The organism is Chondromyces apiculatus DSM 436 (assembly GCF_000601485.1).
GTDB lineage: Bacteria > Myxococcota_A > Polyangia > Polyangiales > Polyangiaceae > Chondromyces > Chondromyces apiculatus.
The window spans coordinates 22324-41717 of the sequence record NZ_ASRX01000074.1 but is presented as its reverse complement, the minus strand read 5'-3'; the positions used below and the strand labels follow the sequence as shown (position 1 = coordinate 41717).

The following is a 19394-nucleotide window of genomic DNA, read 5'->3' as shown; positions in this document are numbered from 1 at the left end:
TGCGCTTGCTTCGGACTCCCTGCCGTCTCCGCGGAGCTGGGGAGTGTGGAGGTCTCTTCGGAGGACGGCGCAGCCTCCCGGGCATCCGCAGGTGACGTGGATTTTTCCGTCAGGGTCCCGGCCCCCACCGGACCTCCGAGGGTCACCGGATCGTGGCGTTCCCCTTCGAGCGGCGCCCCGCAGTACTTGCAGTAGCGCGTCCCCGCAGGGCAGTGGCCGTGGCAGCGGCTGCACGCGACGAGCCGCGTGGGCGGTTGTCGTGCAGCCGCGATGTCCACCACTGGCGCCCCCACGATCTTGTCGCTCCCGGCTCCGCCCACCGCGAAAGCCGCGCGCCCTGCCGGCTCCGCTGCGGCGCGCGCGACGCTCTCCTCGCGTGCGCGCTCATGGCCGCGATCGACACGCAAGGTGGCATCGATCTGAGGTGCCGCAGGTCGAGGCGTCGCGAGCTGAGATACCAGGGGCTGGGGTGCAGCCGCGGCCTGGGGAAGCGCCGGGGGGAGCACCGCTCCGAGCTGCGTCGAAGGCGCTGCAGGGACGCGCCCCTCGGCCCGCGCCGTCTTGAGCGATGCTCCGCACGTCACGCAGAAGCGGTACCCGGGAGGGTTCTCGGCGTCGCAGGTCGGACACATCACGCGCAGCGCCACCGTGGCGGGGATGAGCGACTCCGCGGGCTCCGTGGCAGGCGGCGGCGAGGACCCCCCGGGGGTCCAGGGGACTGCAGGGGGCGTGGGAGGTGTAAAGGAGAAGCCCGGGGCTTCCGGCCGCTGGCGTCCCTGGACCCGTCCTGCGGCAGCTCCGGCGTCGTTTTCTGCCAGCTCTCCTGCGTGAGAAGCGCTGGCTGACGTGAGCAACGTGAGCGGCGCGGGAGCGGTGAGCGCAGGAGCGGCGGGCTCCCGGGTCATGGGCGAAGCGTGCGGCGGGGCCGGATCCTGCGCGAGAGTCGACGGCGAGGCGACGAGTTGCGGCGCGACGACCGGCAGCGCGGGGGTGATCGGAGTCGGGGTGATGACGAAGGGTGAGGTGGCGATCGGCTGAGGTGCAACGATCGGTTGCGGCGCTGCTGCCGGTGTCGGAGCGGCCGCGGGCGATGAGGCGACTGGCTGTGGCGCGATCGCCGGCTGTGGCGCGGCTGCCGGCTGTGGCATCGCCGGCATTCCTCTCGGGGGCGTCGGCGCAACCCGCGGTCCCTTGGCCTTGAGCCGTTTCCCGCAGTCCTGACAGAAGGTCAGGTTGTCGGGGTTCTGCCGCCCGCACACATCGCAGATCACCCGGGGAGGGGACCGCGGACCGCCGGTCTAGTCAAGAGCCTGGGAGGGGTCGCGCGTCGGGTTTCCCTTCATGACGACGCTGGATACCCGGGGTGAACCTCGCCCTGGTGCAGCCTTGAGCGCTCCTGACTTCAGCGTCGACCGAGTTCAGTGCGTACCTCGATCATCAGTTCGAGACCGAAAAACTGGGCAATCGCAGTGCGCCGACGGTAGCCCGCGGTGTCGGTCCAGCCCGCGAGGAGGACGGGCCTGTACCCTGCGCTCAGGCCGATGACGGTGAGCCGCGAGATCTCGAGCTCCGCGCCTGCGCCCAGCGTGAGCACCGCCCCGCCCGTCTCGGCGCCCCACTCGTTTCCGTAAGCCACACCGCCCAGGCCCGCGGAGAAGTAGGGAGAGAGGCGGTAGCCGAGATCGGGAAGGTAACGCATCTCCGCCCGGAGCTGCTGGAAGATGCCGAGCCGGTACAGGTTGCTGGAGTCCATCTTCGTGAACTCGTAAGACCCGCCGAAGTACCAGGGGCCCGGCGAGCGGTAACCACCGCGGATCAAGATGCCGCCACCGCTACCGAGAATGCACGGTTCGAAGCCGCTCACCTTCTCGGTGCACGCCGCCCCCGCATCGAGGTTGAGCTCCGTCGTGAGCGCCACCCCGTACTGAGCGTACTCCACGTGCAGCGGTGGGGGCCTTGGGCGCAAGGCCTCTTCATTTTCCTCTTCGCCCGCCCTCGCCTCGCTGACCGCCGCGGGCGCATCCTCGACGCGCGCGCCGTCTCCGCTGGACGGCTCGGCCCCGGCCTCCGTCGACGCCGCCTCGGTCGGGGCTCCTCCGGTGCTGGCGCCTCCTGGCGAGGAGGCAGGAGGCGCGGGCGTCGCGCTCTGCGCGAGGAGGGGCGTCGCACGGAGCGAGAGGACGGTGGCCGCCGCCAGGGCCTGGAGCACCGCTCGCACCGTTCGGAGACGCACGATACAGCGTGAATACGCGAGCCTCGCTCGGCCGGCAATGTTGAAGGGGTGAAGGAAGGGGTCCGGAAGGGCCGGACCGACCCCTGCAGGCGACGCCTGCCCCATGGAAGAGATCTTCTGCGCCCGCTTGACGGCGGCCGCGAGGGTCGCCTAAACGGAGCTATCCCCCTATGGAGATTCACCTCGACAAGCGTGCCGTTAGGCAGATTCGTGACTCAGGGGCCGACGCCATTGAAGAGGGCGACACCGAGGCTCTGCGCGAAGATGTCCTCGAAGCCTTCTCGGAGGAGCAGGTCGAAGAGATCGAGCGCCGACTGGACAGCGGCGATTTCTTCGAGTTCCTGACCGACATCCTCGACGAGTGGGGCGGCGACGACGTCGACGAACTCTTCGAACTCATCGAGACGCAGCTCGGCGACCTCGGCATCGACCTCAAGTACGAGGGGCGCGGCAAGAACGATGAAGAGGCGGCTGACGACGAGGAAGAGGACGACCTCGACGACGACGACGACGACGACGACGATGACGACGACGACCTGGACGACGAGGAAGAGGAAGAAGAAGAAGAAGAAGGACGCTGAGCGCTCAGCGCTGCGTGGGGGGCGTTTCTCTCCTGCCTCTCACGGTCCCTCGTCCAGGCCCTCCTCGCCTGAGGCCTCTCCCTCCGTCAATGTTCGCTCCACATACGCGGCGCACGGCTGCTTCTGAGCCTGCATCGTCGGGCAGAGGTGGTGCACGCACCGCGTGAACCGCGATTCGGGAAAATCTCGCCGGATCCTGGCAGCGACCGAGCATGCCTCCTCCTGCCGCCCATCCTCACGCCAGAGCTTCGCCTCCTCCCAGAGCACGTCGTCGCGCAGCAACGACGAGGGGTGCGCGTCGTAAAGCTTCCTGAATTCCCGGCGCGCTGCGGCGCGATCCTTGATCGTATCCCGGTAGATCTGCGCGATGCGGAGCTGCGCGTCGTCGAAGAGCGGCCGCTCGTAGCTGCCCGTCGCAGCCTTCTCGCGCGGCGCGACCATCTCGCGCAGGTACCCGATGGCCTCCTCGGGGCGCCCCTCCTCCTCCGCCAGGCGTGCTGCATGGAACAGCGCATTGTCCGTGAGCGCGCCCCCCGGGTAAGGGTAGGCGCGCGCCGCCTGCACGAGCACGCGGATCGCTCCTCGCCGATCGCCACTCCGTTCGAGCGCGCGTCCATGCTCGTAGGTGACCATCTGATCGAGCTCCGTGCCTCGCAGCGCGGCGCCCTCGCGCGTCAGCCACGCTGCCGCCCCGCGCGCCCCTCCCCGCGCCTCTTCGTGCTCGATGAGCAGCTTGAGCGCGCGCCGCGCCAGGCCATGCTCCGGGTGACGCTTGAGCACAGCGAAGAGCGCCCCGAACCCCACGTCGGCATCACCTCGCCGGATCGCGATCTCGGCGAGCTCGTACTCCGCGCGCACCGCGCGAGGCCCCGACGGCGACGCCGCGACCAGCTTCTCGTACGCCCCCTTCGCTGCCGACCAGTCTCCCTCGCGCTCGTGTGCGCGCGCCTCCATGAAGCGCGCCTCATCGCGGTCCTTCACCCGCTCCGCCTCGGCGGTCGCACCCGCGAAGGCGCGCGCAGCCTCGGCATAGCGACCTGCGTGGTACGCGCGCTGTCCCGCCGCGAAGGCCTGCTCGTAAGCCTCCCCGGGCCGCGACGCGCAACCCCCCAGCGCCGCGAGCGCAACGAGCAGCGCGCCCCTGAACCCCGCGCGCGCGTACCCGGCCCGGCCTCTCACCGCGCGCCCCTGCACTCCCCGCGAGCGCCCTTCACCCGACCGTCCCCGCACTCGTCCCTGCACCCATCCCTGCGCTCGCTTCTGCGTTCGCCTCGCGCAGCGCCTCCACCAGCACCTCCGCCACGCGCAGCACTTCCTCCCGCGGGAGATCCAGGTGCGTGCAAATCCGCGTCCGGTGCGGACCGAAGGCGCTCACCCGCACCCCCCGCCGCTCGGCAGCCTCCACGAAGCGCGCCGCCGGTATCCCCGGCGTGTCGACCATGACCAGGTTCGTCTCCGGCGCCGGTACCCAGGCGCCCGCGACGTCGCGCAGCGCCGCCGCGATGACCTTCGCCGCGGCGTGGTCCTCGAAGAGCCGCTCGACGTGATGATCGAGCGCATACAGCGCCGCCGCCGCGAGCACCCCGATCTGACGCATCCCCCCACCCAGCATCTTCCGGAAGCGGAGCGCCGCCGCGATGGTCTCCGCGCTCCCGCACAGGGCCGAGCCCACGGGCGCGCCGAGCCCCTTGGAGAAGCACACGCTCACCGTGTCGAACGGCGCCGCGAGCGCTGCGACCGCGCGCCCCGTCGCCACCGAGGCATTCCACAGCCGCGCGCCGTCGAGGTGCATCGCGAGCCCATGCGCCCGCGCGACCTGCGCGATCGCGTGCACCTCGTCTTCCGGGAACACCACGCCACCCGCGCGGTTGTGGGTGTTCTCCAGGGCGACGACGCGGGTGCGCGGCATGTAGTACGCGGGGGCCTTGATCACCGCCTCGAGCTCCGCCGCTGTGAACAGCCCGCCCCGCCCCGCCACCTCGAACTGCACGCCACTCCAGGCCGCCCCGGCACCCGACTCGTAGTACGCGCAGTGCGCTCCCTCGCCGACCACCACCTCGTCGCCACGCTGGGTGTGACAGAGCAGCGCAATCTGGTTGCCCATCGTGCCACTCGGCACAAAGAGCGCAGCCTCCTTGCCAGTGATCTCGGCGACCCTCTCCTCCAGCCGCCGCGCCGTGGGATCCTCCCGGTAAACGTCGTCTCCCACCTCGGCCACAGCCATGATCCGGCGCATGGCCTCAGTAGGTCGCGTCACAGTGTCAGACCGCAGGTCAACCATCCGGTACTGCGTACCCTAGATCAGGGACCTGGCGGTCCCTACGCTCCCGTTGGTCGCTACCCCCCTTTCCTGGCTGGGGACGCTGGAGCCGAGGTGCGGGAACCAGCTCGGAAGACGGGGGGAGCGGAGCAGGTGGCGGCCGTGAGGATGTGGGCGGCCACACGATTGTGTCCCGGCTCGGGGGAGTCCAGGCCACGGAACTGCACATCGAGCGCATCCTTCGGCGCGGGGACCATCTTCGCATGCGGATCGGGCGCATCCTTCGGCGCGGGGACCGTCTTTGCGTGTGGATCGCATGCGCGCGTGGACGCGGGGACCGTCTTCGCAGGCGGAGCGAGCGCGCGCGTGGACGCGGGGACCGTCTTCGCGTGCGAAGGACCCCGCGGGCAGTCACCCCAGGGTCGCGGCGCCGTGCACGGAGCGCGGGGAGGCGGCGCGGGCGAGCTTCGGGAAGCGCTCGCTCAGGCGCCAGGCGAGGCGCGTGGTCATCGCCATGATCGGCTCCTGCGAGTTCACCCCGATGCTGGTCGGGAGGATGGAGCCGTCGGCCACGAACAACCCCGGTAGATCGAAGCACTCACCGTTCTGATCCACGACGCCGCGCCGCGGATCGTTCGACACGCGGGCACTGCCGAGGGGGTGGAAGGCCATGCACTCCATCCGCCGCGCGTCGATGGTCGCGCGCTCCATCGCACGCGCCTCGTCCATGGTCTTCAGCGGCTGGAAGCCGAACACCGGGGTGAAGATCTCCTTCGCACCCGCCGCGAGCGCCATCTCGCAGAGGATGGTGATCGAGCGGCGCAGGCGCCCGAGGTCGCGCGGCGCCATCTCGTACCAGAGCATGGGCTCGCGGCTCATCCCGGTGCGCACCTGGCCGCCTCCCTCGTCGTGGATCATCGCCCCGAACACCGCGCAGTTCTGCAGCGCACGCACGCGGCGGCGGAGCGCGGGGCCCACCCCGGGCAGCGCGGCGGCGAGCACGTTCACCGCGGTGTACACGCCGACCAGCTTGATGCCGTCAGGCGCGAAGGTGTCCGAGTAGACGCTCTGCAGCGCGCCGTCCCAGCCGTTCACCGGGTGATCGAAGCGCGCCACCACGCGCGCCGCCGGGTGCAGGGTGATGTTGCGGCCCAGGGCGCCACTCTTCTGGCCGACGCCGCTCGCGGAGAGGAGCAGGGGAGTGTGCAGCGTGCCACACGCCGCGACCACCACCGGAGCCCGGATCCTGAAGCGCCGCGGGTCGCCCTCGCGCCCGAGCAGGTGCCCCTCCACGCCAGCAGCGCGGCCGCGGTCGATGAGGACGCGCTCCACGAGCGCATCGGCGACCACCCGCGCGCCGTTCTTGATCGCCGACGGCAGGTACGACACGTCCACCGACCGCTTCGCGCCGGCGGGACAGGTGAAGTTGCAGCGGCCGTTGCCCTCGCAGTCATCGCCCGTGTTCCGGTGGATGGGCTTCATCTCGATGCCGAGCTTGCGCGCGCCGTCCACGAAGAGCCGCGTCGACGCCGAGCGCATCGTCTCCGGCACCTCGCGCACGTGCAGGCGCGCCTCCACGGCCTCGTAGGCAGCTTCGAGCTGCACTTCTCCGAGTTCCGAGAGCCCCAGCTCGCGCGTCCAGTGGTGGTGCACCTCGCCCGGGATGCGGAAGCACACGCCGCCCGTGACCAGCGAGGAGCCGCCCACGCCGCGGCCCATCATCATGGAGATGATCGGTGTCTGACCCACGCCGAAGGCGGTGGCCATGCCGGCCTCGCGGAAGATCTTCCGCACCGCTTCGCTGGGCTGGAAGCGCTGGTAGTCCGCGGGGCGGTGGTAAGGCCCCTCTTCCAGCACGATCACCCGCTTGCCGGCCTCCGCGAGCAGGGTGGCCATCACCGCGCCCCCCGCGCCGGATCCGACGACCACCACGTCGCAGGCCTCGTCGAATCCGACCGCGAGATCGCGGCCATCGACGATGGGTTCAGTCGAGGCGATTTCCCGGTTCACGCTGCTTCCTCCTGCGAGGCCCGCACACCCTCGGCGAGCATGATCCGGCGGGTGGAGAGGGTGGCGCGATCGAAGCCCGTGCCGCGCAGCTCCTCCCCCTCCTCGAACGCCGGCACGCAGAGCGGTACCTTGAAGGCCACGAGGAGCATGGAGAGGAGCCCGATGCGGTGGTTCTCGAGCGCCTCCAGGTACGCGAGCCGCCGCGCGAGCGGCAAGCTGGTCATGCGGCGCGGGGTGAGGATCACGAAGAAGGGAAGGAACTCGAGGAGCACCGAGAGCACCCAGAAGCCGCGCCTCAGGTCCGAGCTCGATCTGGCGAGCGACTCGTCGAGGCCACGGACGGCACGGTCGCACACCCCGGCGCCCGGCGGGACCAGCGCGCCGGTGTCGTCCTCGTCGCAGAGGATGGTCTCGGCAGCAGCCCAGGCCACGCGGTGCCCCAGCGCGCTCAGGCCCCCGCGCGGCCTGTCGCTCGCGCGAGAGGTGAGGCTTGCGGGCGTCGTTCCACTGGCCAGCGGCGTTCGACGTGCGGGTTGCATCGGCCGCAGCCTATCCCGTTTGTTCGGGCTGAAACACACCGGTGGTGCGGGAGTGAGCGCCGCAGTGCCGTCCGCCCGTGGTGGTCTGCCGGCTTGTGATAGAAGCGATGATGAAGCGGAGACTTCCTCCCCGCCGGAGGGCCCATGCCTGAGCGACCGCTGCAGCATCGAGATCCCGACAAGAAGGATGATGAGACGCTCCGCAAGGAGTCCCGCGCCCACTTCGCGAGCGAGCCCGCGCTCCAGCTCGTGGCCGAGCTGGTGGCCCGGCTGCGCGAGCTCGACCTGCCGTGGTGGAGCCCGGTGCGGCTCCGCGAGCGGTGGGGCGCGGTGGAGCGGATGCGCTGGCTCCGCGAGCGCGCCGACCTGCGCCAGCGCGTGACCTCATCGCTCACGGGGCTCGCCCCGAAGGCCGCGCGCAAGAAGGCGCCGGACTTCCAGGGCGCGCTGCTCGACTCCGTGATCGACGACGGCGACGTGTCGGTGCGGGTCTTCGAGGAGCAGTTCCAGCCCTTCGAGATCGCGGTGTACGGGCCCGCCGGCGCGTACTGGAACTTCTTCCGCGAGTCGCTGCCATGGGAGCAGGACACCCAGGTCCACCACGAGCTGATGACCTGGCTGTTCAAGTCCTTGCTCACGGACCGCAGCCCCTTCGACGGGATCGGGCGCACGCCCATCCTGACACCCTGGGACGTGCGCACCGCCATCGAGGGCCGGGTGTGGCACACGCGCATCCCCCTGGAAGTGCGGGTCGCGATCGACGAGGCGCGGCTCCAGCAGGAGCGCGACAGGCCCGGCGTGCCCTTCCACGCCGAGGGCGATCTGTCCATCGCCGTGCCGGAGATCATCGCCACCAGCATCCCGCTGCGGGACCTGATCCCGGTGCTGAACGCGGCGCAAAAATCGATGCGCTTCGAGGCTCCACGGCCGAAGATCGAGGGCACCGCATCCGAGGCGTCCCACCGGCCGCCGGAGATCGGCGCAGCCCCGGGAGCCGCGCATCCGGCCGGCAGCGCAGGCAGCGCGGTCGGCGTGCAGGCGCCTGTCTCGACACCTCCCCCACCGCTCTCGAGCGGCCCCCCGACCCTCGCCGGGGGTCCACCAGGGATGGTGAGCAACCCTTTCCCGGAGGGGAGCCGGGGCGGCGGCCCTCCAGGTAGTCCACCGCCCTCGTCGCGCGGCGGCAGCTTCGACCAGGGACCTGGCAAGCCCGCCACGATGCAGCCCCTCGATCCCGGTCCTGGTCAGGACTTCCGCGGCGGCATGCCCGTGAGCAAACCCGGGGGCTCCGTGCCTCCCGGTCTGCACACCGCCACGACCATCCCCGCGCCGCCGATGATCCAGATGGCAGGCGCGCCGTCGTCGAGCGGGCCACCCGGATCGGGCATTCCATCCAGTCCCGGGCCCTCCTCGGCCGGCCCAGGCGCGGGAGGTTTCGCGGGTCCCGGCGCTGGTCCTGGCGCTGCTGGCGCGCCCGGCATTGCAGGGTCACCTCCTCCCGCAGGCCCGGTTGGCCAGGGAGGTCCGCCGCCATCCTCGGGGCCTCCAGGGATGGCAGGGCCACCGCCATCCGCGGGCGCGCCAGCTTTCGCAGGCCCGCCGCCTTCGGCAGGCCCCCCAGCTTCGGCAGGCCCGCCGCCTTCGGCAGGCCCTCCAGCTTCGGCAGGCCCCCCCACTTCCGCAGGTGTCGGGCTCAACGCGATCTCGATCATGGAGGGCCTCTCCTCGGGCAGTCCGGCGCCCGTCAGTAGCCCCGGCGCCATCGCGCCGCCCGCCATGGTCGATCCAGGTCGCGGCGCCCCTCCGCCTTCCGAGCCGAAATCCGGCGCGCCTTCCGGGGTTCGCACCTCCACGAGCGGCCGCTCCGGCGGCTCCTCCGGTCTGCTCGCCCTGCTCAACTCCATCGATGCCGAAGACGAGATGGAGATGACGAACCCGTACAGCGTGCCCTCCGCCGAGGAGATCGCCGCCGAGTCGGCGCGCCTCCCCCCCTCCCCCGACGACAGCTCCGGCAAGCGCCGCAAAGCCTGAAGTACTGCGTACCCTGGATCAGGGGCCTTCAGCCCCTACGCTCCCGCTGGTCGCTACCCCTTTCGCTGCGCACATCGCTGGCGCGAAGGACTGAAGCGCGCTGCGGCCCGCACGTCGCTGGCGCCATGCCGTGAGGACGGGCGCTGCGGCGACCTTTGCACTTCTTCACGGTAGCGCCGGACGAGCCTTCACACGAGGGGCGCACCTTGCCCGGGTCATGGCGGCGATGCCGCCGGAGGGTAAGGAACATGCTGGGTTTCGTGATCGGTGCGGCCTGTCTGATGGGCCTCGTGGCGACGTTGCGGCGCGGTGCATACGGGTACGGGGGTGGATGCGGTGGCTACGGCGGCGGACGCTTCGGCGGTCCGCGTGGCCCCTGGGGACACGAGGGGCGCCGCGGCCGGTGGGGAGGATGGAGCATGCGCGGAGGGCGTCGGCGCATGCTGGGGATGCTCTTCGAGAGGCTCGACACCACGGCGTCGCAGGAGAAGGTGATCGCGGCGGCCGTCGACGAGCTGCGCGAGGCCATGGCAGCGCACCGGGGCGAGCTGCGCCGGACGCGGGCCGACGTGGCGGCGGCGACGCGCAGCCCGAGCTTCGACGAGACGCGGCTCGGGGAGCTGTTCGCGAGGCACGACGAGGCGCTGACGGCGATGCGGAAGGAAGTGGTCGGTGCCCTCGCGAAGGTGCACGCGGTGCTCGACGATAGGCAGCGCGAGCGGCTCGCCGACATGATGGAAGGCGAGGGGTTCTTCCGCGGCTTCGGTGGGCGCGGCGCGCACTGGGAGCAGGGCGAGGGGGGAGACCACTGGGATCGTGACGAGCGCGGCGAGCGCGGCGAGCGCGGCGAGCGCGGCGAGCGCGGCGAGCGTCGGAGCGGGCCGCCGTGGGCCTGAGGCCGCGGGACCTGGCGGGAGGCGTGTCGAGAAGCGTGGCGAGGGATGCGCTGGGGCGGGCGATGCTCGTGATCCGCGCGGTGAAGATCGGAACGGAGAGGACATCATGATGCGTCGCAAGCTGATGATCGTGCTGCTCAGCGTGGGGACTGTCGGCGGGTTCGCCTCGGGGTTCTCCTCGATGCGGTGCAGGGCGCACGCGAGGCGCGCGGAGTTCGAGCGCCACGTGGCCTCGGTGTGCGTGGACGCGGCCCGCCGCGCGGACACCGAGCGCGCAGGAGGAAGCGCGGCCCTGCAGGCCCCGGCTCCCGTCCGCGCCTGGTGATGGTACCTTCCCGCCTCGAAGGCCATGGCCCAGCGCATCCTGCTCATCGACGATGACGCCCGCTTGCACGAGCTGCTCGCGAGTTACCTGGAGCAGAACGGGTTCTCCGTCACCGGGGCACCCGATGGACCGCGGGGGCTCGCCGCGCTCTCGGCCGGCACATTCGACGCCATCTTGCTCGACGTGATGATGCCCGGCATGGACGGGATCGAGGTGGTGCGCCGGGTGCGGGCGAAGAGCTCCATCCCCATCCTGATGCTCACGGCGCGCGGTGAAGAAGCGGACCGGGTGGTGGGCCTGGAGATGGGCGCCGACGACTACATCGCCAAGCCCTTCAGCCCGCGCGAGCTGCTGGCGCGGCTGCGCGCGGTCCTGCGGCGGGGTCGCGCGGAAGCCGGAGGCGGTGAGCGCCTGGTGGTGGGGGAGATCGTGATCGACGTGCCGGGGCGGGTGGTGACCATGGCCGGCAAGGCGGCGGAGCTGACGGGGATCGAGTTCGACATCCTGGTGGCGCTGGCGCGACGCGCGGGGCGCGTGGTCCCGCGCGATGCGCTGCTGGAGGAGGCGGGGCGCTCGGACGTGCACGTGGGAGAGCGCACGGTGGACGTGCACATCTCGCACCTGCGGCAGAAGCTCGGCGACGATCCGCGGTCTCCGAAGCTCATCAAGACGGTGCGCGGCGTCGGCTACGTGCTCGCGAAGGACGTGACGTGAGGAGGCACTGCAGGCACGAGCCGCCGCGCGGGGGTCGGGTGCGGCGGTACCTGCGCGCGCGCCTGCACCGGCGGCTCTTCGTGTGGTTCTGTGCGGCGATCCTGGTGACCGTCGCGGCCGTGTCGGGGGCCATGCACCTCCTCGGCGGGGGCTGGCCCTCGAGCTACCGGCAGGAGGTCGCGCGGGTGGAGGCGCTCGTGGGCCACCAGTTCGCGCGCGTCTGGGCCGAGCCCGCGGAGCGCGACGCGCTGGCGCGCTCGCTGGCCGAGGAGCTGGAGGCGGGGGTGGCGCTGCAGGACGCCGGAGGGCAGCGGCTCTCGGCTTACGGTCCACCGTGCAGCGCGCGCGGCGCGTTCCAGGTGCCCGTGGCGCGCGCAGGCGAGGCCGTCGGCTCCGTGACGGCCTGCTTCCCGCGCCTGCGTCCGGGCGCGCCGCTGCGGATGGTGACCGTGCTCGCGGTGATCGTCGGTGCGCTGTGGGCCGTTTCGGGGATCATCTCCCGCAGGCTCGCGCATCCGCTGGGGGAGCTGTCGCGCGTGGCGCGGGAGATCGGCGACGGCAACCTCCGGAGCCGGGTATACATCGACCGGCGGAGCGTGGACGAGGTGGCGCTGGTGGGGGAGACGCTCAACGACATGGCCACGCGCATCGCGAAGCAGCTCGCAGATCAGCGAGAGCTTCTGGCGGCGGTGTCCCACGAGCTGCGCACGCCGCTGTCGCGGATCCGGCTGCTCACCGAGATGGCGCGGGCGAGCGAGGCGCCGGCGCGCGACGGAGAAGGCGAGGAGGGAGAGGAGGGAGAGGAGGGGGCCCATGCTCAGGAGATGTCCGGCGTCCACGCGGCGCAAGCGACGCAGGCGACGCAAGCGGGCACGCGGTTGCGGGCGAAGCTGCTCGACGATCTCGATCGCGAGGTGGTGGAGATCGACGCGCTGGTGGGGGACCTGCTGGCGAGTTCGCGGCTCGACTTCGAGGCGCTGACCGTGAGCCGGCTCGTGCCTGCGGAGGTGGCGGTGAGGGCCCTGGAGCGCGCGGGGCTCGATCCGAGTGTGCTGGAGGTGGACGAGAGCGCGCCAGGGTGGCTGGAGGCCGACGCCACGCTCCTCGCGCGGGCGCTCGCGAACCTGCTGGAGAACGCGCGGGTGCACGGGGGAGGCGTGGTGCGGATGAGGGTGAGGGCCCGCGGGGACGGCGTCGCCTTCGAGGTGGAGGACGCCGGGCCCGGCTTCGCGGTGGGCGAGGAGGGGCGGGTGTTCGCGCCGTTCTACCGCGGCGAGGGGAAGAGGACGGAGAAGGTGGGAGACAGGGCAGGGGGCGAGACGCGGGGTGCGCTCGGCCTCGGGCTCTCGCTCTGCAAGCGGATCGCCGAGGCGCACGGGGGGGCGGCGTACGCGGAGAACCGCGCCGAGGGCGGTGCGCGGGTGGGGCTACAGCTCGATCTTCGCGCCGACCTGGATCCAGATCGGGGCTCCGGGTCGCGCGCCGAATGGGCGTCGTGACGCGATGTAGGTGCTGTTCAGCAGGTTCTTGCCGGTGGTGTAGAGCGTCAGCCCTTCAAAGACCTTCACGTTCGCGCTGGCGTCGAGCAGGAAGTAGGCGTCCGTGGCCTCGCCCGGCCCTGGGTCGCCCGCGCCAGCGATCTCGCGCATCTCGCTGACGTAGGTCCCCGCGACGTTGACCCCGATGCGCCCCACCTCGACGCCGACGGAGGCCGAGAGCTGGTGGGTGGGGACGTAGGGGACGGTGTCGCCCTCGAAGACCGTGCCGAAGATGGGGTCGGCGGAGCTGAAGTCGTTCGTGAAGATGGCGCGGGTGAAGGTGTAGGCGAGCCGCCCGGGGATGGTGATGCCCTCGGCGACCTCCTGCTCGCTCTCGACGTAGGCTTCGAGCCCGTACACGTCGGCCTGTCCGCCGTCGAACTGCTGGTCGATGCCGTCGTTGATGCAGCCCGTGGAGTAGGTGCACACGTTGGCGAGGTTCGAGTAGTCGTTGAAGAAGCCGATCAGCTCCGCGCGGAAGCGGCGCGGTGACCAGCGGACGCCGGCCTCGTAGTTGACGCTCTTCTCGGGCTTGACGAGATCGCTCTGCCCGGGAGGGATGGGCGAGAACCCCTGGTGGACGCCGACGAACGCCCCGAGTTCGTGGGGGAGCGCCACGAAGAGGCCGGCGCCGGGGAGGACGACCTGCTGGATGCCGCCGGAGCGCACGTCGGTGAGGTAGTCCTCGAAGCGCCCGTGGATGGACTCGAGGCGGGCGCCGGCGGTGAGGGTGACCGGGCCCCAGGTGGCGGCGTCGACGGCGTACATCGAGAGCGCCAGCGTCGACGCGAGGTTTCGGGCCTCGACGACGGTGGGGGTGCCGTCGCCGACCAGCGCGTCGCCCTCCAGGATGTAGCCGTCGCGCTCGTGGAGGCGCTCGATGGAGTCGTAGTGGGCGCGGGTGCCGACCTCGACGCGGTGGGTGATGGGGCCGGTGCGGGGCCTCCACTGCAGCGTGGTCTGCACTCCCTGGGAGACGAAGGTGCGGTCGTTCGGGCCGATGAGGAGCGACTCCTCGGAGGTCGTGGCCGGGATGGAGCCCGTGAGCACGTTGTAGAAGAGCGCATTGCGCGGGTCCGCAGGGTTGCCGAGGACCGTGGAGAAGGCGGCGCCGCGGAAGCTGTGCACGCGGTTCCAGATGCGGTGCAGGTCGTTCCGGTAGGCGGTGGTGGTGAGGTCGACCGCGGGGCCGAACTGGAGGCGGTGGGTGAGCGCGATCTGGGTGCGGTTCCACTCCATGCGATCGAGCCTGCTCGCGGCGTAGCGGCGGTAGGGCGTGGCCTCGAAGTCGGCGTCGCTGAGGCCGAGGTACGTCTCGTTGGAGACCTCGTTCGAGTAGCCGACCTTGAGCTCCAGTTCCTGGTGGATGCCGTGATCCGTGCCGAGGTCGTAGCGGCCCTTGGCCATCCACTCGTTGCGGGTGAAGCCGGTGTCGCCGCCTCCATCGAGATCCTTGAAGCCCGTGTTGCCGAGGTGCACCCCCTCGACGAGGACGCCGAAGCGCCCCGATTCGTCGGAGGTGCTCGCGCGGAGGTGGATCTTGCGCGAGAAGTACTGCCCGGCGGCGAGGTCGAGCATCACCTTGGGCCCCTCCGGGATGGACGCGGTGACGAGGTCGATGGCCCCAGCGACCGTGTGCGGTCCGTAGACGATGGCGGACGGTCCCTTGACCACGCGCACGGAGCTCATGCGGGTGATGAGCGGGAAGTAGTACGCCGCGGGCGCGCTGTAGGGCGCGGGGCCGAAGAGGACGCCGTCCTCCATGAGGGTGAGCTTCTTGCTGCGATCGGAGATGGCGCCGCGCATGCCGATGTTGGGCCGGAGGCCGAAGCCGTCCTCGCCGCGCACGTAGATGCCGGGGACGCTGGTCAGGACCTGGTGCGGGTCGTCGTACTCGAAGCGTTCGAGCTGCTTCGATCGGATGACGTGCGCCGAGCCGCTGGTCTCGCGCGCGCGGGTGCCGACCACGGTGACCTCGGTGGGGTCCTGGAGCTCGGGCTCCGCATCGGCGGCGGGGGTGCCTCCTGCGGCCACCTCGACCGCGGCGTCACCGCTCGGGTCGACAGGTGCGGCGGCTTCCGGGGCAGCAGGAGGAGAGGCGTCCGTGGGCGGCACCTGTCCGGCATCCTGTGGCACGTCGGGCGAGCCCTGGGCGCCCGCATCGGGCGCGGCGAGGAGGACGGCGAAGAGCGGGGCGATCAGCGGGAGGCGTCGTAGCTTGCAGATTTCCATGCGACGGGGCGGATGACTGGAGGAGGCTCGTTCGGGGCGGGCATGATCCACGCAGCGCGGGCGAGCGAATCAGGGGTACGGGCGAGATCGATGTCGGGATTGATGAGCCGCGCAGGGCGGCGTCCGTTGAGAGAAGCGATGGCGTCGACCTGCACGATGGGACGAACCCCGTCGCGGTTCCCGACATCATCGGCGATGTGCTGCGCGAGCTGCAGGATCAGATCGGGCTGCGCCGAGAATTCACGCTGCTGCCGCTGATCGAGGTACTTGCGGGGGTGGACCTCGGTGGTGCGGCCCGTCGTGGGGTTCGTCACGCGGTAGGTGACGCTGCCGTTCTTCTCCCGGACCATGACCCGCCAGGAGAAGCGCATGCCCTGCTCGTGCCAGAGGACGTTGCCTCCGTAGAGGTGGGTGCGCAGCGGCAAGAAGAGCTGGAGGGCCATGTAGACGCCGGTCAGGGCGAGGATTGGCCCGAGCCACGGCGAGGCGGACGCGGTGGCTGTGGAAGGGGCACCAGCGAGGGGAGGGGACGCCGCGAGGGGTGTGTCTGGGCTGAAGAGGCGCGCCGCCCACCGTGCTGGCAAGAAGCGGCGAGGCCAGCCGGGGGAGAAGAAGACCATGGCCGCGACGACCATGATCGCCGGGAACATCCCGATCGGGAAGAGGAGCTTGGTGAGCGCATGGAAGACGAGGAGGGCGACGTATGCGAAGGGGCGGGTGCGCGGCGCGAGGAGGAACCACGCCACCGACAGATCGAAGAGGCACCCTGCCCAGCTCATGACGTGCGCGGCCTCGGGGAGCGTGAGGAGGGGGCCGAGGAGCGGCAGATCCGTGCGCGCGGCGAGCCAGATCTGGAGGGGCTGCGCGTGGACGAGCCAGTCCTCCGTGACCTTCGCGAGGCCGGCGAAGGTGTACACCACGCCGACCTGGAAGCGCAGCAGGTAGGTGCACCACGCGGGGAACGCCTGCCGCCGGATGCGCGGGAACAGGCGCGCATCGAGGGCGTGGGCCGTGTTCAGCGGCATGAGCGCCATGAGCGCGGCCAGGAGGCTGAACAGATAGTAGTGGTTGAGGTAGTTGGTGACGTCGAGGAGCTGGACGTACGTGAAGCCCAGGCAGAGCAGCACGACGGCGGGGCGGTAGAAGAGGCCGAGCGCGACGCACGCCGACAGCACCGTCAGGGCCAGGAACAGCGCGTGCGTCGCCGCGGGCCCCAGCGGCGCCACCCACCCCGCACCGAAGTAATGGAAGGTGAAGCGGGGGGTGACGAAGAGATCGTCGACCCACCCGTACACCTGGAAGCGCAGGGCGCTGACGAAGCCGAGGAGCCCGAAGAGGAAGCGGAACGCCGCGAGACCTGCCGCGTCTTTTGGCGCGAGCAGCACGGCCTGGGCCCGGTCGAGCCACGCCCGCCGCGGACCCGAGGGCGTTCCGCCGCCCTCCTCAGTCATTGTCCCCCTCGACCACCTGCGGGATCTCCAGATCGAGCACCGAGACGAACTCGGTCTTGAGCGCGTCGGTGATCTTCTTGACGCTCGCGTGGAGCGCCTCGACCTGGGCGCGGTCGCTGGCGAGCGCGCCGATCAGGTCGGGATCCGAGAACCCTTCGGCGGCGGTGATGGCTGCGTCGACGTCCGCGCGCATGCGCTCCGCCAGCGCGCCGGAGCCCGAGGCGGTGAGCAGATCGTCGAAGCCCACCTGATCCCCCTCGTCGCAGCCGGCGAAGATGCGGCGAAAGCCGGCGAGGTTGTTGCGTGCGTGGCGGATGGCGACGCGCGCGTAGCGCGACTCCACCGCCTCGGGGCAGGTGTCGGTCGCGCACTCGTAAAGCCCGAGGGGCCGGCCGATCTTGAGGTCCTTCACCTCCCGCTCCACGTAGAACATCCCGTCGCTCACCGCGTTGAGCGCCATCTGCGCGCTCGAGAACGGTGAGCCAGACTCTCCGGCGTTCGCGAGGGCCGCCCCGAAGTTCCCCTCGTCGGGCGCCCACGCGTCGGCGAGCTGCCGTGTCTTCGCCACCACGTCGGCCGTCGCCACCGCAGCGTAAGCCGCTTTGCGGGCCGCGAGCTCGGCGGGGCCAAGCGCGGCCCACGTGCCTGCCGAGTTGATGGTGGCGCTCGCGCCACAGGCGTTGTCCGCTCCCTCGTAGAAGAGCAGGTACTCCGTCGCGGCCAGGCCCCGCACGTTGATGAGCGCCGTCTGCGCGAAGCTGCTCGCCTCGTAGGCCTTCGACACGATCGTCTGCTCCGTGAGGCAGCGGCTGGTGAGAGGCCACGAGTACACGTAGTCCCGCAGCGACTGTCCCTGCGGCAGCGCCGTGGGGCCGGCGGGGCCGATCCTGAGCAGCTCTGCCTGCTGCCAGAGATCCATCATCTTCCCCCACGCCTCGCGCGCGGTGGCGCGGGCCTCGACATCGCTGCCCGACGCAGCCTGTGTGGCCGTGTCGAGTTCCACCGCCGCGGCCGCCACGCTCGTGTAGAGCGCAGCGGCGCAGGTGCCCACCGCGGCGAGCACCTGCGACCGCGTCACCTCACCCGACGGACCGCCGGGCCCGGTGCTCGCCGCCGTGGTCGTGGTTGCGCCTGTCCCCGATGGAGCGCTGCCCGAGGTGGAGTAGTACGACACCCGCTCGCAGCCGCTCGACAGCGCGTAGAGCGCGACGGCAGCGGCGATCGGCGCGCCAGTGAGCAAGAGCCCGCTCCGGGAAGTGCGCATCCCTCGACCCTGGCTCAGTGGTTGACCTTGAAGGCGTCGACGTCCTGGGGCGTGAACCCGTAGATCGTGGCGATCTCACCGATCGCCGCGACCAGGTTCGGCACCGACGCGGCCGGGTCGGTGATGAGCCGGTAGGACGTGGGCGTCTCGCCGGGCGCCGCGCCGATGCTGCCGAGCAGCGTGTCGAGCTGCGCGTCGGTGATGATCCGACCCTCGACGGGCAGCCCGCGGAAGCCGTGGAGGAACGCCGTCCCCTCGCCGTAGCCGTGTAGCCCCGCAGCGAGCGTGGCGGTCGGCGCGCCGTCCGTGGTGAGCTGCGTGGACGCGCTGTTCATGTAGTAGATCACCGTGGCCGCGTTGACCCGCTCCCACTCCTGCAGGATGCGCTGGATCGCCTCGTCCCGCTCCGCGTCGCACGCCGAGCCCGCGCGCGCCGCGGCCTGGGCCTTGATGAAGTCCGCCTTGATGCGGAAGTAGGGGCCGGGGTTCGCGGGATCGGCGGGGCGGTTCGGCCCGTCGGCAGACTTCGGGCTCCGGCGCTCGGCGTACTGGGCGCCGATGCGATCGGGGTTCGGGTTCACCGCCGGATCGGTCGTCTCGCTGTCACCCGGGAACGTCGGGTGCGCGCCGAACGCAGCGAGCATCCGGTCGATGGTCGCCTCGTCGATCGTGCCGCCCGCGAGGGTGACCGCGTGGTGGTAGAACACCGCCCCGAACAGCCCCTTCTCGACGGCCTGCCGCAGGTCGGTGCCGTACTCCGAGAAGATGTACGCGCCGTACTGGCCCCCCGGCGGGACCGGCGGCTCCGCGGGCGTCCAGGTGTTGCCTGCGGCCTCGGCGAAGGCTTCCAGCACGGACAGGATCTGGTCCCCGTAGTAGTCCGTGGTGAGCTCCAGGAGGCTCGGCGTCCCGGCGTCGTAGAGCTCGAGCAGCTCGTCGGCCGACGGCGTGACCGTCAGGTCGATCTCCGCGTTCCGCATCGCCTGGTTCAGGTTGGTGAGGTGGGTCCGCAGCGCGAGTTCCGCGGCCGCGTTGGTCTCGAAGTTCGCGCCATCGTACGTGTCCGGATCGGCGGGGGCGCACGCATCCTGGACCGAGCCCCCTTCACCACCGTTGCCGCCAGAACCGTTGCCACCCTCCCCACCGGCGCCGCCCGGTCCGGAGGTGGAGGAGGAGGTGGTCGTCGTGGTGGCCTCCGTGGACCCCTCGTCCCCGCCGTCGTCGCAAGCAACGGCGAGCATCGTCAGGGGCAGGGTCAGCGTGAGAGCACGAACGAGCACAGATCGAAGCATCGGATTCTCCTTAACAGCGAGTGGAAGA

Annotated in this window: 16 protein-coding genes; 7 read left to right on the top strand and 9 right to left on the bottom strand. The window is 71.2% G+C overall.

The window, feature by feature from the left end:
• Positions 1–846 precede the first annotated feature (846 nt).
• A complete protein-coding gene (locus CAP_RS52860; protein WP_044248955.1) occupies positions 847–1038 on the top strand; it encodes a hypothetical protein in 192 nt (63 codons plus the stop codon).
• Between the two features lie 364 nt (positions 1039–1402).
• On the opposite strand, the gene CAP_RS34915 is transcribed toward CAP_RS52860, so the two are convergent.
• Complete coding sequence (locus tag CAP_RS34915; RefSeq protein ID WP_044248954.1) at positions 1403–2209, bottom strand: hypothetical protein; 807 nt, start codon at positions 2207–2209, stop codon at positions 1403–1405.
• A gap of 194 nt (positions 2210–2403) precedes the next feature.
• Here CAP_RS34915 and CAP_RS34910 point away from each other — a divergent pair, with 194 nt between their 5' ends.
• Positions 2404–2814 carry a hypothetical protein gene (locus CAP_RS34910; protein ID WP_044248953.1) on the top strand — a complete coding sequence of 137 codons (411 nt, stop codon included), beginning with the start codon at positions 2404–2406 and terminating at the stop codon, positions 2812–2814.
• Between the two features lie 39 nt (positions 2815–2853).
• Here CAP_RS34910 and CAP_RS34905 read toward each other — a convergent pair whose 3' ends face one another.
• From CAP_RS34905 to CAP_RS34890, 4 genes are all read right to left on the bottom strand, one after another.
• Positions 2854–3993, bottom strand: a complete 1140-nt coding sequence (locus CAP_RS34905; RefSeq protein WP_156041419.1) for a tetratricopeptide repeat protein — start codon at positions 3991–3993, stop codon at positions 2854–2856.
• 31 nt (positions 3994–4024) lie between these two features.
• A complete protein-coding gene (locus CAP_RS34900) occupies positions 4025–5038 on the bottom strand; it encodes a threonine aldolase family protein (RefSeq protein WP_231511869.1) in 1014 nt (337 codons plus the stop codon).
• A gap of 447 nt (positions 5039–5485) precedes the next feature.
• Positions 5486–7084, bottom strand: a complete 1599-nt coding sequence (locus tag CAP_RS34895; RefSeq protein WP_044248948.1) for a GMC family oxidoreductase — start codon at positions 7082–7084, stop codon at positions 5486–5488.
• Entirely contained in the window at positions 7081–7623 is a 543-nt protein-coding gene (locus CAP_RS34890; protein WP_156041418.1) for a hypothetical protein, read from the bottom strand. The genes CAP_RS34895 and CAP_RS34890 overlap by 4 nt, the downstream gene beginning before the upstream one ends.
• A gap of 144 nt (positions 7624–7767) precedes the next feature.
• Between CAP_RS34890 and CAP_RS34885 the strand changes: the two genes are divergently transcribed.
• From CAP_RS34885 to CAP_RS34865, 5 genes are all read left to right on the top strand, one after another.
• Positions 7768–9654, top strand: coding sequence for a hypothetical protein (locus tag CAP_RS34885; protein WP_044248942.1), 1887 nt, complete (start codon positions 7768–7770; stop codon positions 9652–9654).
• 248 nt (positions 9655–9902) lie between these two features.
• Positions 9903–10550 carry a Spy/CpxP family protein refolding chaperone gene (locus tag CAP_RS46215; protein ID WP_081865584.1) on the top strand — a complete coding sequence of 216 codons (648 nt, stop codon included), beginning with the start codon at positions 9903–9905 and terminating at the stop codon, positions 10548–10550.
• Positions 10551–10656: 106 nt separating this feature from the next.
• Entirely contained in the window at positions 10657–10875 is a 219-nt protein-coding gene (locus CAP_RS34875; protein ID WP_044248989.1) for a hypothetical protein, read from the top strand.
• Between the two features lie 24 nt (positions 10876–10899).
• Positions 10900–11589 carry a response regulator transcription factor gene (locus CAP_RS34870; protein WP_044248939.1) on the top strand — a complete coding sequence of 230 codons (690 nt, stop codon included), beginning with the start codon at positions 10900–10902 and terminating at the stop codon, positions 11587–11589.
• Positions 11586–13088, top strand: coding sequence for a sensor histidine kinase (locus CAP_RS34865; protein ID WP_044248936.1), 1503 nt, complete (start codon positions 11586–11588; stop codon positions 13086–13088). Before CAP_RS34870 ends, CAP_RS34865 begins: the two co-directional genes overlap by 4 nt.
• Here CAP_RS34865 and CAP_RS34860 read toward each other — a convergent pair.
• Genes CAP_RS34860 through CAP_RS46210 form a run of 4 tightly spaced genes read right to left on the bottom strand, consistent with a single transcriptional unit; the run spans position 13017 to position 19366 of the window.
• Positions 13017–15359: a TonB-dependent receptor family protein gene (locus tag CAP_RS34860; RefSeq protein ID WP_156041417.1), complete on the bottom strand. Its 2343-nt coding sequence runs from the start codon at positions 15357–15359 to the stop codon at positions 13017–13019. The two genes, CAP_RS34865 and CAP_RS34860, sit on opposite strands and share 72 nt — an antisense overlap.
• Complete coding sequence (locus CAP_RS34855) at positions 15326–16810, bottom strand: HTTM domain-containing protein (protein WP_081865583.1); 1485 nt, start codon at positions 16808–16810, stop codon at positions 15326–15328. The genes CAP_RS34860 and CAP_RS34855 overlap by 34 nt, the downstream gene beginning before the upstream one ends.
• Positions 16803–18074: an imelysin family protein gene (locus tag CAP_RS34850; protein ID WP_052376536.1), complete on the bottom strand. Its 1272-nt coding sequence runs from the start codon at positions 18072–18074 to the stop codon at positions 16803–16805. The genes CAP_RS34855 and CAP_RS34850 overlap by 8 nt, the downstream gene beginning before the upstream one ends.
• Before the next feature lie 14 nt (positions 18075–18088).
• Entirely contained in the window at positions 18089–19366 is a 1278-nt protein-coding gene (locus CAP_RS46210; RefSeq protein WP_156041416.1) for a hypothetical protein, read from the bottom strand.
• Positions 19367–19394 lie beyond the last annotated feature (28 nt).

What these genes read in the sequence shown, in the direction of transcription:
- CAP_RS34875 (WP_044248989.1), top strand. Translation starts at nt 10,657, where the DNA reads ATGATGCGTCGCAAGCTGATGATCGTGCTGCTCAGCGTGGGGACTGTC.
- CAP_RS34855 (WP_081865583.1), bottom strand. Translation starts at nt 16,810, where the DNA reads ATGACTGAGGAGGGCGGCGGAACGCCCTCGGGTCCGCGGCGGGCGTGG.
- CAP_RS34885 (WP_044248942.1), top strand. Translation starts at nt 7,768, where the DNA reads ATGCCTGAGCGACCGCTGCAGCATCGAGATCCCGACAAGAAGGATGAT.
- CAP_RS46210 (WP_156041416.1), bottom strand. Translation starts at nt 19,366, where the DNA reads ATGCTTCGATCTGTGCTCGTTCGTGCTCTCACGCTGACCCTGCCCCTG.
- CAP_RS34870 (WP_044248939.1), top strand. Translation starts at nt 10,900, where the DNA reads ATGGCCCAGCGCATCCTGCTCATCGACGATGACGCCCGCTTGCACGAG.
- CAP_RS34910 (WP_044248953.1), top strand. Translation starts at nt 2,404, where the DNA reads ATGGAGATTCACCTCGACAAGCGTGCCGTTAGGCAGATTCGTGACTCA.
- CAP_RS34860 (WP_156041417.1), bottom strand. Translation starts at nt 15,359, where the DNA reads ATGGAAATCTGCAAGCTACGACGCCTCCCGCTGATCGCCCCGCTCTTC.
- CAP_RS34900 (WP_231511869.1), bottom strand. Translation starts at nt 5,038, where the DNA reads ATGGCTGTGGCCGAGGTGGGAGACGACGTTTACCGGGAGGATCCCACG.
- CAP_RS34890 (WP_156041418.1), bottom strand. Translation starts at nt 7,623, where the DNA reads ATGCAACCCGCACGTCGAACGCCGCTGGCCAGTGGAACGACGCCCGCA.
- CAP_RS34850 (WP_052376536.1), bottom strand. Translation starts at nt 18,074, where the DNA reads ATGCGCACTTCCCGGAGCGGGCTCTTGCTCACTGGCGCGCCGATCGCC.
- CAP_RS46215 (WP_081865584.1), top strand. Translation starts at nt 9,903, where the DNA reads ATGCTGGGTTTCGTGATCGGTGCGGCCTGTCTGATGGGCCTCGTGGCG.